General features: G+C 35.8%; 16 protein-coding genes and 1 pseudogene. 15 read left to right on the top strand and 2 right to left on the bottom strand.

From position 1 onward, the window contains the following. The first annotated feature begins 126 nt into the window (after positions 1-126). The 6 genes from MHB39_RS04030 to MHB39_RS04055 all read left to right on the top strand — a co-directional run bounded on the left by MHB39_RS04030 (position 127) and on the right by MHB39_RS04055 (position 4,664). Positions 127-699 (top strand): manganese efflux pump, encoded by a 573-nt coding sequence (locus tag MHB39_RS04030; RefSeq protein ID WP_342545893.1) that lies wholly within the window; start codon positions 127-129, stop codon positions 697-699. Positions 700-974: 275 nt separating this feature from the next. Continuing rightward, positions 975-1,262 carry a class B sortase gene (locus tag MHB39_RS04035; protein ID WP_342545895.1) on the top strand — a complete coding sequence of 96 codons (288 nt, stop codon included), beginning with the start codon at positions 975-977 and terminating at the stop codon, positions 1,260-1,262. Between the two features lie 134 nt (positions 1,263-1,396). Next, positions 1,397-1,822, top strand: coding sequence for an HTH domain-containing protein (locus MHB39_RS04040; protein WP_058844812.1), 426 nt, complete (start codon positions 1,397-1,399; stop codon positions 1,820-1,822). After that, on the top strand, positions 1,765-2,727 hold the full coding sequence (locus tag MHB39_RS04045; protein ID WP_231745103.1) for an IS3 family transposase: 963 nt from the start codon (positions 1,765-1,767) through the stop codon (positions 2,725-2,727). The genes MHB39_RS04040 and MHB39_RS04045 overlap by 58 nt, the downstream gene beginning before the upstream one ends. A gap of 281 nt (positions 2,728-3,008) precedes the next feature. Continuing rightward, positions 3,009-3,536: a YceI family protein gene (locus tag MHB39_RS04050; RefSeq protein ID WP_004224534.1), complete on the top strand. Its 528-nt coding sequence runs from the start codon at positions 3,009-3,011 to the stop codon at positions 3,534-3,536. 186 nt (positions 3,537-3,722) lie between these two features. Further along, positions 3,723-4,664: an NAD-dependent epimerase/dehydratase family protein gene (locus tag MHB39_RS04055; protein WP_036075245.1), complete on the top strand. Its 942-nt coding sequence runs from the start codon at positions 3,723-3,725 to the stop codon at positions 4,662-4,664. A 79-nt stretch (positions 4,665-4,743) separates the two neighbouring features. On the opposite strand, the pseudogene MHB39_RS04060 reads toward MHB39_RS04055, so the two are convergent. Beyond that, positions 4,744-4,953: pseudogene (locus MHB39_RS04060) on the bottom strand (tyrosine-type recombinase/integrase); the annotation flags it as partial. Between the two features lie 764 nt (positions 4,954-5,717). On the opposite strand from MHB39_RS04060, the gene MHB39_RS04065 reads away from it, so the two are divergent. The 8 genes from MHB39_RS04065 to ssuE all read left to right on the top strand — a co-directional run bounded on the left by MHB39_RS04065 (position 5,718) and on the right by ssuE (position 14,576). Then, on the top strand, positions 5,718-6,302 hold the full coding sequence (locus MHB39_RS04065) for a matrixin family metalloprotease (RefSeq protein ID WP_342545896.1): 585 nt from the start codon (positions 5,718-5,720) through the stop codon (positions 6,300-6,302). 17 nt (positions 6,303-6,319) lie between these two features. Next, positions 6,320-6,886, top strand: a complete 567-nt coding sequence (locus MHB39_RS04070) for a hypothetical protein (protein WP_333006604.1) — start codon at positions 6,320-6,322, stop codon at positions 6,884-6,886. Between the two features lie 618 nt (positions 6,887-7,504). Further along, complete coding sequence (locus tag MHB39_RS04075; RefSeq protein WP_342545897.1) at positions 7,505-7,873, top strand: hypothetical protein; 369 nt, start codon at positions 7,505-7,507, stop codon at positions 7,871-7,873. Between the two features lie 410 nt (positions 7,874-8,283). Then, a complete protein-coding gene (locus tag MHB39_RS04080; RefSeq protein WP_312123773.1) occupies positions 8,284-9,561 on the top strand; it encodes an ATP-binding protein in 1,278 nt (425 codons plus the stop codon). Further along, a complete protein-coding gene (locus tag MHB39_RS04085) occupies positions 9,558-10,133 on the top strand; it encodes an RloB family protein (protein WP_016993453.1) in 576 nt (191 codons plus the stop codon). Before MHB39_RS04080 ends, MHB39_RS04085 begins: the two co-directional genes overlap by 4 nt. Before the next feature lie 126 nt (positions 10,134-10,259). Continuing rightward, positions 10,260-12,341, top strand: a complete 2,082-nt coding sequence (locus MHB39_RS04090) for a catalase (protein WP_193364702.1) — start codon at positions 10,260-10,262, stop codon at positions 12,339-12,341. Between the two features lie 197 nt (positions 12,342-12,538). Further along, a complete protein-coding gene (gene lpdA / locus MHB39_RS04095; RefSeq protein ID WP_342545899.1) occupies positions 12,539-13,876 on the top strand; it encodes a dihydrolipoyl dehydrogenase in 1,338 nt (445 codons plus the stop codon). A gap of 166 nt (positions 13,877-14,042) precedes the next feature. Beyond that, positions 14,043-14,576 carry an NADPH-dependent FMN reductase gene (gene ssuE / locus MHB39_RS04100; RefSeq protein ID WP_258860663.1) on the top strand — a complete coding sequence of 178 codons (534 nt, stop codon included), beginning with the start codon at positions 14,043-14,045 and terminating at the stop codon, positions 14,574-14,576. Positions 14,577-14,621: 45 nt separating this feature from the next. On the opposite strand, the gene MHB39_RS04105 is transcribed toward ssuE, so the two are convergent. Beyond that, positions 14,622-14,777, bottom strand: coding sequence for a hypothetical protein (locus MHB39_RS04105; RefSeq protein ID WP_167334351.1), 156 nt, complete (start codon positions 14,775-14,777; stop codon positions 14,622-14,624). Positions 14,778-14,988: 211 nt separating this feature from the next. Here MHB39_RS04105 and MHB39_RS04110 point away from each other — a divergent pair, with 211 nt between their 5' ends. Further along, positions 14,989-16,377 (top strand): aldehyde dehydrogenase, encoded by a 1,389-nt coding sequence (locus MHB39_RS04110; protein WP_258860662.1) that lies wholly within the window; start codon positions 14,989-14,991, stop codon positions 16,375-16,377. Positions 16,378-16,585: the final 208 nt, after the last annotated feature.

Raw genomic sequence — 16,585 nt, forward strand, 5'->3', positions numbered from 1 at the left:
ATGGTTTATTCAAACAGTCGAAAAAGATGGTAAATAGTCAACTAAACTTCCCTGTGCCCATAAATTTTTTTATTGGTGACATACGATAGGTGAAAATGGAGAGATGGAGATTTGAGGAGGCTTAGTATGCATTGGATTACAATTATTCTAATAGGAATTGCTGCGAATTTAGATAACTTGGGGATTGGCCTAGCTTATGGCGTCAAACAAGTTAAAATCCCGATTTTATCGAATGCTGTGATTGCTGTTATGTCGATGATTGTCACATATGTCGCAGTAACAGCTGGTAGCACAGTTGTTGAGTATATTTCACCGCATACTGCCAATTTACTAGGGAGTTTACTACTGTGTGTGATTGGTATATGGACTTTGATGTCCAATAATTTTTCTAATCAGCGGATAGCAGGAAATCCCGAATTATTTGATGAAGATAAAAATCTAGTAATCTCAACAAGAGAAGCAATGGCACTTGGCTTTGTCTTGTCAGCGAACTGTTTAGCAGGGGGTATTGCAATAGGCGCAAATGGCATCTCGGCCCTTTGGACAGTTATTTCCATCGGGGTATTTTCCTTTATCACAGTTGGGGTGGGAAGTAGATGTGGCTCTTTACTAGGAAAAACGTTTATTGGCAGGCATTCTACTGCAATATCAGGATGGCTACTAATTATGATTGGTATTTTTGAGATTTTTGCAAAATAATATATGCTGTGCTAAATATCACCAAATTTTGGTGATATTCTTTTTGTTAGGAGGGAAATTTGACATATTGAGGTCGAATTTGGATTAGTGTTGACATACACTGGTAGAGGAACCTATACGACCACAATTTCATGATTTATTAGCGATCAATCCTCATATTGTTGGGTGGATTTTAGTGGATGGGACAAAACTTAATAATCCGATATAACAAGCTGATACCAATGACTATTATTTAAAACTTTAAAGATCAGGAGAGTCGGGCTGGAAGTGTGTTTATGGATTACCGAAATAATATACTGAGTATGGACAAAACCACGGTTTTATATGGACATGCTATGAAGAATAATACAATGTTTGGTAATCTTAAAAATTACTTTAAGCAAGGCTATGTGGATAAACATCCAATCCTATACCTCGATACCTTATATGAGGGCTATGAACAGGAGCGGTCTGCTATTCAGATGGATGTTGATTTAAGTCCAGAGGATAAAATTCTTACTTTATCGACATGCAAGGATGCTGTGATGAGTGACGATTATCGCATTGTTATGCAAGCAAGTTAGTAAAACGTGGAGGGTAGAATAGATAGGGATGTACCGATAATAAAATGTACCCTATAAGATAGACACTTTCAAAAAGGTCATCTTATAGGGTATTTTTATTTATAATGAAGAAAAAACGAGCGGTGGTAGATTGTATGACTAAAAAATTTTTTTCGGAACAACAACAGGCACAATTAAAATTAAATCCATACGTCAAAACAGTAAGCGCGAAAGCCATTACTTATACAGATGAATTTAAAGAATTTTTTATTGATGAATACGATAAAGGAAAATATCCAAGTGAAATCTTTTTTGAGGCGGGTTTTGACATTGAAGCCCTTGGTCCAGCTCGTATTCGGAGAGCTTCGAATCGTTGGCGTACAGCTTATAAAGAGCATGGGCTTACAGGCTTAGAAGATGCCAGAAAACATGCTTCAGGTCGCCCTTTAGAACGCGAATTAAGTATAGAAGAAAAATACGCCCGCTTAGAGGCGAAGATGAAATTGTTAGAAGCAGAAAACGAATTTTTAAAAAAGCTAGATCAACTCGAAAGGCAGCTGATAAGGAAGCAATCAAAATAAGTACTACACAAAAATTTGAGTTAATCCATCAAATTATTGAAAAATATCAATTAAAACGGATGGTACGATATCTTTGTGAAATGGCAAAGGTTTCACGCTCAGGCTACTATCGCTATTTTAGAGAAGAAGCTGTCTTAACTCGTCAAAAACAGAATGAAGAAGATGAAGTGGTGAAAGAAGTCATTTTAAAGGCCTTTCATTTCCGAGGACGAAAGAAAGGCGCACGTCAAATAAAAATGACACTAGAAAACCAATATGAAATTACGTACAACCTTAAGCGTATCCGTCGCATTATGAAAAAGTTTAATATTATCTGTCCCATTCGAAAAGCCAATCCAGCGCGTCGTATGGCAAAAGCAACGAAGGAACACCGTATATGCCCTAACAATTTACAGCGCAACTTCAAGCAAGGTGTGGCAGGAAAAGTATTACTAACCGACATCACATATTTAACATATGGAGGCGGTAAACGTGCTTATTTATCAACGATAAAAGACGCCGAAACAAATGAAATTTTAGCGTATGAAGTATCCTCTACATTGGGTATAGAAATTGCGCTCAATACGTTACATAAATTAAAGAAACATCGGCATTTAAGGGAGGATGCCTTTATCCATTCGGATCAAGGTTTCCACTATACGAATCCAAAATTCCGAGCCTTAGTGAAGAAAATTGGCTTAGGACAGTCCATGTCACGTCGAGGAAACTGTTGGGATAATGCGCCACAAGAATCGTTCTTTGGGCATTTTAAAGATGAAACAACTATTAGAGCATGTGAAACGTTAGAAGAAGTAAAGAAAGAAATTAAGAGTTATATGATTTACTACAATCATTATCGAGGGCAATGGAATTTAAAAAAGCTGCCGCCTGCAAAATACAGACAGCAGCTTCAAGAAGTTGCCTAACCTTTTTCAAAATGTCCTTTACAAAGGGTACATTTTATAACTCGTACATCCTTTTTTATATTTTAAAAATTTACTTTTAATTACTTGACGTAACTAAATTATTAATATATAGTAAGTTACAGAAAGTAATTAAAAACTTTTCATAAGCTAAGATGTAAACAAATAAGTAACTACAAATGTTTATCCTATCCCATTTTGGGTAACATAAAAGATGTAGTTGCTTCATATTTTAAAATATATCTCGAAATCGAGATAAAATCAACCAATTGGAGGAATTTATAATGGCAAAATGGAACATTGATTTAGGGCACTCAGCAATTAACTTTCAAGTAAAACACATGATGGTATCAAAAGTTAAGGGTGTATTTGACAGTTACTCAGCAGATATTGAGGCAGCAGATCTTGCAGATTTAACAACTGCTAACATTAGCTTTACAATCGACCCAGCAAGCATTAATACACGTAGCGAAGATCGTGATAATCATTTAAAAGCAGCAGATTTCTTTGATGCAGAAAAATATCCAACGATTACGTTTAAATCTACAAACATTGCTAAAAAAGCAGGCGATGAATATGCAGTAACTGGTGATTTAACAATCAAAGACGTTACAAAATCAGTAACGTTTGATACAGAATTTAATGGAAAAGGCACAAATCCATGGGGTCAAGAAGTATACGGCTTTGAAGCTGAAACAACAATTAATCGTGAAGACTTTGGTCTAACTTGGAATGCGGCATTAGAAACTGGTGGGGTCCTTGTTGGGAAAGATATTAAAGTAACGGTTGAATTAGAAATTAATCCAGCTTAAAAATAGATAGCTAGGGCATGTTTGAAATAATTTTCAAACATGCTTTTTATATAGCTTAAAATAGATACTTGTTAATGAATTAAACTAGTAAAAAGAATTTGAGAAAAATTACCAACAAATAAGTTTCTTGCATATTTTTAGTAATTACTGCATATAAATCATCATATTGTTTTTGGGGGCGATAGGATGAATGTATTAGTGACAGGTGGCTATGGTTTTATTGGTAGTGCAGTAGGTAGGCGCTTTTTTGAAGAAGGTGCGACGATTTATATTATTGATAATTTAAGTACGGGGCATTTACGGAATGTTGACTTTGAGCATAAATCCTATCTTTTAAATGTTGAAGATGAGGTTTGCGAGCATCTTTTTAAGGAAATAAACTTTGATGTGGTCGTCCATTGTGCAGCGCAAACGAGCGTGCAGCAATCTATCCAGGAGCCAGTAAAGGATATTTTGACAAATATCGTTGGGCTTAGCCAAATGCTCTTTTTATCATCTAAGTATAAGGTACAGCACTTTGTCTTTGCCTCCTCAGCAGCTGTTTATGGAGATAGTCACTATCCACCATTAGAAGAATCCGATGTCTGTGAACCAATATCTATGTACGGATTAAATAAGAGCATTGGCGAAACCTACTGTGAGAAATGGCAAAAGGATTATCGTTTGCCCGTTCTCATATATAGATTTGCCAATGTTTTCGGTCCAGGACAGCAAATGCAAGGTGAAGCGGCCGTGATTCCAAGTATGTTAAAAAGCAGTATAGCAGGTAAACCATTTACAATTTACGGTGATGGTGAACAAACGCGTGATTTTATTTATGTAGATGATATTGCTGATGCTATTTATGCAGGTGTATCAGCGCGTTTACAAGGTACGTATAATGTATCCACTAATGAGGCTTGGTCTATTCACCAAGTCATCTTACTGCTCCAACATTTAAATCATCCACTAGAAATTCAATATGCCCCAGCACGAGAAGGAGATATTGAGCATTCATTTTTAAATAATGATAAATTAGCGAATGCAATTGGTTGGAAGCCTAAAATTTCTTTTGCAGAAGGCATTGAACGTACACTGCACGCGCTACAAAATGAAACATTAGCAGAAATTCAACAAAAAAGTGGATAAAGTATAAAGGCATATTACATTGCGTAATATGTTGCATGGGCTAGAAACCTTGTTGTATTAGTGTTTCTAGCCTGTTTTTTTATTGATTGGCCCCACTTGTTTGTAAACTTTGACTAAACAAAGATACAGATTCAGTCTCCATTTCTTTCAAAACATGTCCATATACTTTATAAACCATATCAGGCGTGTTACCCAATCTTTCAGCGATTACCTTCACATTTACTCCTCGATTCAACAAAACGGTACAGTGTGTATGACGTAAACCATGTACAGTTATTTTAGGAAGCGATTCCAAACATAGGGAGGTGTAATTAATTGAATGAAAAAGAAGTACATCGAAAATACCTTCAAGATTTTCAAGCGAGAATTAAAATGAAATCACAGACCAATCCACAAATTTTACAAGCACTACAGCTTTCCTAAGCTTTACGTGACGCTTATGCATTGTGTAAGGGGAAGTACATCGCTATACCCCATTAAAAGGGCACAGATACACGTTCAATATAGTTCTACAACGGATGTTTGAAAGCAAAAGTATCTAGACCTACAGGATGAAATTTCAAGGCTAAAAGTAGAACTACTTTTAGCAAATACTGATAGAATTATTTATAAAAACCAACTAGAGTTTAATAAGGTTACCCCATTAATATAAGATAGCCATAAAACACTCACTTCGGTAGGTGTTTTTTTATATCCATTAATTGTACGTGTATGTCAGAAACAAGCATTTGGACGTTCGCTTGTACGTCTTGTGAAGAAACAAGCAATTGAGACTACTAAATTGGTAGTCTCTTTTTCATGAGAACAGCGTATCTCCTAGATATGCAGCAGCATAAGAGGGAGAAAAGACTTGGTGGAGAAGGGGTGTTCTCAAAGTGAAAGATAGTGGGAGAACAATCACAATAATTTATTGAAGTCTTGACCCAAACAAGTGTCTATTAACACGATTCTTTGTAATGGTTTAAGGATACTGTTATTTAAATACTTATTACCCATTTACTATAAAACAATAATAAATTAGTATATTAATTTCTTTACTAACATATATGGGGGATGGTTACAATTTTAACGAAGAAGAATAGAAGTATATTGGTCGTTTTTATTACAACATTATTTGTTATTATCTCTGCAACACAAGCATATGCTTATGTTCGAAATGGCCCCAATGGTAAATGGAGTGCCGTTAGTGCAGCTAATTTAACTTATTGGAAAGATGCTTCTGTTGGTAGTTATGGTTATGGAGGTCGCGTTGATTATGGGGCCACTCAATGGAATAATGTATCGACAAAGGTGAAACTTACACCTGTTACATCGGGTTATGTAGATATAAAAATTTATGCAGGTGACACAGGGGATACAAGTGTAGCTGATGCCCTAAACTACAAAACTGATTTCTTTGGAAACTATGTTGCATGTTGGGATTGCACTTATGAAATGTCAAGAATAAGGATTAATCAACCAGTATATAAAAATATATCTGAAAAATGGCAATACAAGGCACCAGGACATGAGTTTGGTCATTCTCTTGGATTAGATCACTCTAATACATCACCAGCCATCATGCTTCAAGGAGATCTTGATTATAGTGTAACCCAGACGGATGACAAAAATGGCCTAAAAGCCATATATGGGAAATAGACAGGGGGAATATTTTAATGGTAAACAAAAAAACTAAATATGGATTAATTGTATTATTAGCTATAATCGCTGTCGGCTATGCTACGTTTGTCTATCTCGACAATACTTTAAAAAGTACCATCATATCCCGTTCTGATATGCAGATATACCAAGAGGTTTCTGAAATAGAAAATGATTCAGATGTTATCGCAACTGTCCGTGTAACACCAAACGTAATAAATCATATGGAATATGACAATGATGGATTACCCCTGTGGTATTGGACCGAACGTGAGGTTATAATTACGAAACCCATAAAGGGGGAAGTAAAGATTGGTGATAAGTTAACTGTCCTTGAGCCATATGCAATTGGCGAAAATAAGACTATTGGGAAGCTCGAGGTTATTTCCGAACAATATACCAAGATGGCTGATGAAGAAGAATACATCATGTTTTTAGTAGAGCGCGAAGATGGAAAGTTCATGATTGCAGGAAAAGATCAGGGAAAAGCAATGATTAAACCGAGCAAGGAATTTTCAACCAACTTAGAAGCTGGCTCGGAATTTGAAGAATTACACAAAAAAATTAGAGCAAAATATGAATAAAGTAATCTTTACTTTATCAAATTGTTCATTTCGTAAATAAAATTAAAATTTTTATTAAAGTAACTGAGCTATAGTTTAATATGATAGGACTTGCAATGTGATTATTCTTCATAACTGTAAGTCCTTTTATTATGCTCGAGAAAGCTCCTGTGGGACATCCAGACATTGCTCCTATTGCAACCCCAAGGTTATAGCGTTTTTAATGTAAAATAGGTTTCGGAATAGAGGGAGAATAAGTAATACGTAGTCACAATAACCAGATGTGGCTTTTTAAATTTCCTCATAATTCTACCAGTTACATATAACTCCATTCATTATAATATTCTCTGGAGGAAAAAATGAAAACAATATTGATGGTATTTAACAATGCATGGGTAATAAGTATTGTAACAGGCGTGATAGTATACTTTATAACAAATTGGATGAATAAATTAAAAATAATAAAGACTATCAGAAAAATATAAGACAAGTTACAAAAGAAGTTTTACATGTGTTACAGGAATTTATTGTTGAAAATAAGTTACCAGAACCAAGTATAATGAGATCTTATTATTTAGCAACATGCACAAAGCATAAGTAGAATTAAAAGATGCAGATGATATAGTAAGTATATTAAATATGTTGATTAAAGAAATTTTAGATTCAAGTTTTTTACCAAAAGATGATAAGGAGAACTATTCTAAAGAAATTGAAAAAGTAAAGTATCATTTTATAAATGACGAAATTGATAATACGGAAATAGCTAATTATAAATTGAAAGAAGAAGAGAATACTAGGACATATAGCAGAATGGTTAGCTTATTATTAGCAGGGCTTTCTACTCTTTTTTCTTATCTTACTTTATTAAAAATGGATGGATTTTCATTACCTTTAGATTCAAACATAGAAAAAATTAAATATCTTGCGCTAGTGATTTTAACTATATTTGTAATAGTTATTTCTATGATTATGTATCTTGAAGTTAAAAGCAAAGTAAAAAATAAATAAAGGTCACGGTCATAATAAACAAAAATGCCCTATAAGATGACCTTTTTTAAGTGTCTATCTTATAGGGTACAGTTTATTAACCCCAATCCAACTCAGACATTTTTGTACGCATGTTCGTCGTATATTTTTAATCCAAGTTTTTACATTTATCTAGCCCTACTCATTAACCGCCATTATTGAATTCATTGGTCCCAATCTAGCCCCACTTAGCCCCAAAAGCATACTCCATTATGCTTTATTCTGCATAATTATTTTAACATATATAAGTTGGAAACCCTTGATATAACTGAATTTAAGGTATTTAAAGCGATGTTTTGCATTCAATTAGTATTACATTGCGTAATATGTCTTTTTCTATGTCTATAGTATAATAATTCATTAAAGAAATGGTTGTGGACGGAGGCTTACATATGCTTGTAGATTTTAGAGTAAAAAATTGCTTAAGTTATAAAGATGATACGTTGTTTTCAATGGTAGCGGGAAGTCGCCTACGAAAATGGAAGGACACCCATACAATTCAGTTTGATACACTACGTCTTGTAAAAAGTGCATTTATTTTTGGCCCAAATGGAAGCGGAAAATCTAATCTTTTTACGGCTATTAAAGTATTACGATCCTTGCTTTTTAATTTTGAAAACTTAAATAATGTAAAGCAGTTACGTTTACCCTATCAACCGTTTAAGTTAGGAAGTCAGCAAGACAAACCAACCGAGTTTATGATATCGCTTTTTTTGGACGGCGCTTTATATGATTATGAAATACAGTATAATGCTTCTCAAGTTCTCTATGAACGTCTTGTGAAAACGAACAAGTCACTGAAGGAAGAACTATTTGTCAGACAATGGGATGGTACAGAATATTCTTATGAAACATTTCAAACAGCTTCACAGGAATTGACAAAATATACACGTAATAATACAGCCTTTCTATCAGTATTACATGTTTTTAATGATCCAGACGCTTTAAAGATATTCGATTGGTTTTTACATAAAATTCTTTTCCTAGATGAAGCAAATCGGTTATCAAATCATCCTCTTATTCGTAAACTTGAAGAGGAGCCCTTTAAAAAGGAAGTGATTAAACTTCTAAAGATTGCAGACCTCTCCATTCAAGATGTCACTGCTAGACGTGTGGAACGCAGAGAGAAAAATACAATTGGCTATGAGTTTGATTCATCTGAAGTGATTCAAGAAGTAGATATTGATCTACATTATTTATCGTTTGATGAAGCAGGTGCACCGATAGGGACAGAAACAATTAATTGGACAATGGACTCTAAGGGGACAGTGCGAATGCTGCATTTAGCCTGTGTGATGGTAGATGCTTATAATAAAGGAAAAACTATTTTTATAGACGAATTCGACACAGCATTCCATGTATCGATTTGTGAGTTTTTAATGGCTATTATGAATAGTAAACGCAATAGCAGTAATCAATTCGTCGTGACGAGTCATGAAATAGAATTACTTGATCAGCCATTACGCTCCGATCAAATTTGGTTTGTTAATAAAAGTTTTAAAAATGAATCGGAATTATACTCCTTATTTGATTTTGCAGATTTACAAAAGAAACGTGGAGATCTTTCTTATGCGAAACGCTATATGAAAGGGGAATTTGGTGCAACACCTGTTATTAATGAGTATTTATCTGAACAATACTTAGAAGAAGCGGAGGTATCTGAGCAGTGAGAGTACGTCAACAAGGGAGCCGAACACTGCGTAAAACCATTTTAATTTATTGTGAAGGTGAAACAGAACGCATCTATTTTGAACAAATGCGTATTTTAAAGCGCTCTAAGATGGTTAGCGTCAAAATAAAAAACGTTAAACGTTCAGCGATCAAACTGGCCCAACATGCTTATAGAGATTCCAGCTATCAATACTTTGATGAGGTTTGGATTGTTTTTGATAAGGATGATCTAACCGAAAAGCAATTAGAGGAAGTAAATCAATTTTGTGAGGAAAAAAATATTCATATTGCCTATACAAATGAAGCATTTGAATTGTGGTTACTCTTGCATTTTGAGGAAGTCGACAGTACAGAAAAATACCCCCGGGCTGTCCTAAATGACAAAATGGAACAGCATCTTGGTGTGAGTCGTTATTTTCGGCATAAGGCTGATGAATCCATCATAGCCCCCATTGCATTACGACATGAGGTAGCAATTAAAAATTGCACAGATATGATGGCCCTCCGAGAGACAGAGAGCCGTGACAACCCATACTGTAACATACATGAAATGATACGATACATATTTTAAAATGGAGCAGGTTTTCTATTAACAAATAGAAGCCTGTTTTTATCTTTACATAAGGCTTTGTCTAAATGAAGGCATGTTTCTTTTTCAAAAACATATAGTGTATATGGAGCGAAATTCAGTACATGTATGAAAGGGGATTGCGTGGATAACTCAAAGTCGAATCAATCCAAAAATGTAGAAGGAAACGCAAAGGATCATCAACTTGAGCCGTTTCGTGTCGAGAATGAGGGCACGAAAATGACAACGAATCAGGGACTAAGGGTGTCCAATGATGAAGATTCGTTAAAGGCAGGTGTTCGTGGCCCGACAATTATGGAGGATTTTCATCTTAGAGAAAAAATCACCCATTTTGATCATGAGCGTATTCCAGAGCGTGTTGTACATGCCAGAGGTTTTGCAGCACATGGCGAGTTTGAACTATATGAATCCATGTCAGAGTATACGAAGGCGAAATTTTTACAGGACCCGAAAAAGAAAACACCGGTGTTTGTCAGATTTTCGACAGTGGTAGGGAGCTTAGGTTCGATGGACACAGCTCGTGATGTACGTGGGTTTGCAACGAAATTTTATACGGATGAGGGGAACTATGATTTAGTCGGTAATAATATCCCTGTCTTTTTTATTCAGGATGCCATTAAATTTCCCGATTTGATTCATGCCGTAAAGCCTGAGCCACACAATGATATGCCACAAGCAGCCTCAGCTCATGATACGTTTTGGGATTTTGTAGCGAATAACCAAGAGATTGCTCATATGATTATGTGGCATATGTCTGATCGAACAATTCCTAGAAGCTTTCGTATGATGGAAGGCTTCGGTGTGCATACGTTCCGTTTCGTCAATGACAAAGGTAGATCAAGATTTGTTAAATTCCATTGGAAGCCTGTGTTAGGAGTGCATTCTCTTGTGTGGGATGAAGCTCAAATAATTGCAGGGAAGGATCCCGATTTTCAACGTAGAGATTTATGGGAAGCCATCGAAATTGGAGATTATCCAGAGTTTGAGTTAGGTATACAAATACTAGAACCTGAGGATGAATTTAAATTTGATTTTGATATTTTAGATGCGACAAAGCTATGGCCAGAGGAGCTAGTGCCTGTAAAGAAAATTGGAAAGATGACCTTAAATCGCAATGTGGATAATGTCTTTGCTGAAACAGAGCAAGTTGCCTTCCATCCAGGTAATGTTGTACCTGGCATAGATTTTACGAATGATCCTCTACTACAAGGTCGATTGTTTTCCTATTTAGATACACAATTGATTCGCTTAGGTGGACCAAATTTTGCAGAAATCCCTATTAATCGCCCGATTTGCCCAGTGCATAACAATCAACGTAATGGCTTTAGTCGACAGACCATTAATTTAGGCAGGGTAAGCTATCATAAAAATTCATTAGCAAATAATACACCAGCTACTTCTACTGCAAAAGAAGGCGGTTATGTTCATTATGAAGAAAAGGTTGAGGGACGAATCACAAGAGCACGTAGTAAATCCTTTGACGATCACTTTTCACAAGCAAGGCTCTTTTGGAACAGCATGTCTCCACCCGAAAAACAACACATTATCGATGCCTTTAGCTTCGAAGTGGGAAAAGTGAAAAGTAAATTTGTTCGTCAGCAAGTAGTAGATATGTTTGTTCATGTGGATAAAGTAATGGCTACAACAGTGGCAGACAATGTTGGCGTTAATCGACCTAATGGCGAACAGTCTAAGGTAACGGCCTCTTCACCTGCACTGAGTCAAGCCAATACCGTTAAATTGCCTTATACGCTGAAAGTAGGTGTCTTAATTGGTGATGGCTTTGATGCAAATGAAGTCGGGGAAGTATTGAAATATTTGACAAGACAAGGTGTGCGCTACAGTATCATCTCTGATCGACTAGGTGTTGTGACAGGGAATAATGGTGTGCAATTAACAGCTACTGACACATTTATTACAACCGATGCTGTATTATTTGACTCATTATATGTTGTTGGAGTAAAGGCAAGTAATCAGGCCAAATTTAATACTTATATCGTGAATTATATAAATGAAGCATATCGTCACTTTAAGCCCATAGGATTTGCTGCAACTGGCACAACCTTCTTCAATATGTCGAATGCCAATGTAGGACCAGGCATCGTTTTAGCTACAGGTAACAAAGATTTTCCGAAAAAATTTGTAGCTGCCATTGCCCAGCAACGATTTTGGCAACGAAATATTTATTAAACACTCAATGATTGTCGAATACTCGCGAAAGAGAAACAAATACCCGAGAGCAGGTCAATACCTGTGAAAGAAAACCGAATGCTCACAAAATGTAAACAAGTATATCAAAGGGCCTTTCATTGTATGGAAGGCTTTTACTATGTCTGTCATTGCATTCAAAATTTGCAAATGATATGGTGGTACATGAGGTGAAAATTATGGAAAATTTTGATATTGCTATTATTGGAGCGGGACCAGGTGGCTATGTGGCTGCCATACATGCAGCCAAGAATGGCAAAAAAGTAGCGCTAATCGAACGAGATAAATTGGGAGGAGCCTGCTATAATGTTGGCTGCATTCCGTCAAAGATTTTATTGGAGCATAGTAAACTTGTGCAGGAAATAAAAAGAGGGAATAGCTGGGGAATAGAAGTGCCTAAAGTAGAAATTAATTTTCCTCGACTAATGCAACGAAAAGATACGATTATTCATGAACTAATAACAAACATTGAGCATGATATTGCCAGCAATCATATTACTTTATATCGTGGTGAAGCTTCAGTCGTAAAGGATTTAACGATAACGATCGGGAATGAGACGATAAAGTCATCACATATTATTTTAGCGACTGGTAGTAAACCATTTGTTCCACAATTTGAAGGATTAGAGACATCTACCTACTATACGACGGACACCTTTTTCGATATAGACAAGCTTCCAGACCAGTTAACGATTATTGGTGGGGGCGTAATTGCAATTGAAATGGCGTTTAGTTTAGCACCACTTGGTACAAAGGTAACAGTACTTAATCATAGCGAGGATATTTTACAAACGGAAGAGGCTGAAGCAAGACCGCTGATTCGAGAAAAGATGAAGAAACTTGGTATTGATCTTGTGACAGATTTTCAATTTGAAAAATTTGAAGATAATACCATTCATACATCTAAAGGATCTTATACATATGAAAACCTATTATTTGCAACTGGACGTCGTCCCAATATCGAAATTGCTACACAATTAGAATTAGCTCTTGATGGTCGATTAATCGCTGTCAATGAGCATTTTGAAACAAGCTTGCCAAATATTTATGCGATTGGTGACTTAGTGGGTGGTTATCAACTTGCACATGCTGCCAGTGCAGAGGGAATATATGTTGTCGATTATATAGTAGGCAATCAACCAATACCAATTGATCAAACATGCATTCCACGTTGTGTTTATACACATCCTGAAATTGCCACTTTTGGTTTACTAGAAGAGCAAGTCAAATCACCGTTCATTGTAACGAAAATGCCACTACAAACAAATGCAAAGGCATTAATGGAGGGGAATACCGAAGGCTTTGTGAAGCTAATTTCATCCAAGGATAATGGGCAAATTTTAGGTGCTTGTGTAGTAGCTGATGGTGCAACAGAAATGCTTAATGCACTATTAGCAACAAAAAATATCGGGGGTACAGCTCAATCACTTGCACATATGATTTTTCCACACCCTACTGTATCGGAGCATATTGGTGATGTAGCAAAAGCTGTATTTGGGAAAGCAATCCACCAATGATAAAAAGCTGTTGACATTCAAGAAATTTATGTTAAATTAATTTTATAAGAATACTAGGTATTTAAGTTAACTAGACATCTAGAGGCTTCTATTTTACAAAACGATTATCCATCGAATTGTAGAATAGGGGCCTTTTTTAATAACAATGCTAAGGGGAGTGGGTAAGATGACAAAAGCAGTCATTATTAATGGAAGTAATTCAAAAAATTCTAGAGTTACCGCCATTCATGAAAAGGTGGAGAATCATTTCATTGCACAAGGAGTAGAGGTTCACTCAAATTATGTACATGAGCTCCCAGCTACAGATTTATTAACAGCGAATTTTTCTAGTAAGGAAATACAATCTGAAAATGAGCATGTGAAGGGAGCAGATTTTATTGTCATCCTCACACCTATTTATAAAGCATCCTATACAGGTATTTTGAAGACTTACTTGGATTTACTACCCCAGAAAGCCTTGCTCGATAAGGCTATACTCCCGATTGCCGTAGGAGGGTCAATTAGCCATTTACTGGCATTGGAATATGCGCTTAAGCCAGTATTAGCTGTACTGGGAGCCACATCCATTACTAATTCTGTTTACATTGTAGATAAACAAATTATTCGTTTGGAAGAGGGGGGCTTTGCGATAGAGGAAGAGGCCATCAGTAGACTTGAAGCACAATTAGAACAATTGCAGCAAGTATTTATTGTTAATTAGAATAATAAAAACGCATTATAGGGGCATCCTATAATGCGTTATTTTTTAATTTCCTTCTGGAATTTCTTCATTCTCCACAGGTATTGTAGAGAGATATAAGAAAGCCTCATCTTGTAATAGCACTATTTTTTCTTCACAAATTCCATGCGATAATGGTCCAGAAAAAATGGACTCCCACCATGTTCCTGTTGTTGTTGTCATTCATCTACGCCCCCGTTTCGGTTTTAATATGTAGTTGTATATTTCCCGAGATGAAAAAACTAAAACATTTCATTTCACATATTGCCATTACACCCCCTTGATGTAGAAAGAGGATTTTTGCCTCTCGATGTTGTATCGTATAGACAAAGATAGTTTGTTTCAAAATGAAAAAAACTATGTATGCCATTTTAAAAAAAGGGGTGCTTTATTGATGAATTTTACGTTACAAGATGTAGAAAATATGATTACAGAGCAACGTCAATTTTATTTTTCCCGCGCTACAAAAAGTGTGAAATTTAGAAAAGAGCAACTAAAGAAATTAAAAACTTCAATTTTGAAATATGAGAAAGAAATATTGAATGCGCTATACTTAGACCTTCGTAAAAGTGAATTTGAAGCATATGCAACAGAAATTGGCATTGTATTAGATAGTATTTCATATATGGTAAAGCATGTAGAAGAATGGATGGAACCAGAAGCAGTCAAAACACCGATACAATATCAAATGGGCAAGAGCTTTATTGTTCGTGAGCCATATGGAGTTACATTAATAATCGGGCCTTTTAATTATCCATTCCAGCTTGTAATGGAGCCACTAATTGGTGCCATTGTTGGAGGAAACACAGCAATCGTCAAACCGTCAGAAACATCTGTACACACAGCAGCCATTGTGAAAAAAATCATTGAGGAAACATTCCCTTCTTCATACGTACGTATTGTAGAAGGTGAAAAGGAAGAGGTTACGGCTCTTATCCATGCTTCCTTCGATTATATCTTTTTTACAGGTAGTGTAGCCGTAGGTAAAGTAGTAGCAAAAGCTGCTGCAGAACGTTTGACACCGGTTGCTTTAGAGCTTGGTGGCAAAAGTCCTGCAATTGTCGATCAAACAGCAAATTTAGAAGTAGCGGCAAAGCGGATTGTATGGGGGAAATTTACTAATACTGGACAGACATGTGTGGCCCCAGATTATCTGCTTGTACACAAAGACGTTTATGACCGGTTTATGAAAATATTAAAAGAAACAATCCGTTCGTTTTATGGCAAAAATCCTTTGAAAAGCCCTGATTACGGACGTATCGTCAATTTGAAACAATTCGATCGTTTACAGCAAATAATAGTGGAAGAACGTGATGCCATTACATATGGTGGACGAATGGATCGAGATGATTTATATATTGAACCGACAATTATTGAATATGTAAAATGGACAAGCCCTTCAATGCAGGAGGAACTATTTGGCCCTATCTTACCTGTTATGATGTATAATGATTTGCCACTTGCAATTCATCAAATTCGCCAATTACCGAAGCCTTTAGCGGCATATTTCTTTTCAGAACATGAAAAAGCAATACAATACTTTTTGGAAGAATTACCATTTGGAGGAGGATGTATTAATGATACCATCACACATGTTGGAAATTTACATTTACCATTTGGTGGTGTAGGTCCTTCAGGTGTAAAAGCATACCATGGCAAAGCGAGCTTTGAAAACTTTACTCACCCGAAATCTATCTTGAAGAAATCTTCCAAGCTGGAGACAAATGTGCTGTTCCCACCATATAAACAAAAAGTGAAAATTGTACGCTCAATTATGAAATAGCCTAACAATGGAGGTATCTTCTCATGCCTCCATTGTAACTATAAGCTTCAAATGCATAGACGATTGTTCTCTATATAAACCTTTCTCGCTATGTCGAAAAATGCCGATTGGTGATTATAAATGAAAATTTGAAGAAAACATGATTTTTTCTTCGAATGAAAGCGTTTTCGTCGAAAAAACACAAGAGAGGCATTTTATTTATCATGAA

Origin of the sequence: Lysinibacillus sp. FSL K6-4013, from assembly GCF_038630435.1 — a bacterium.
Classification (GTDB): domain Bacteria; phylum Bacillota; class Bacilli; order Bacillales_A; family Planococcaceae; genus Lysinibacillus; species Lysinibacillus boronitolerans.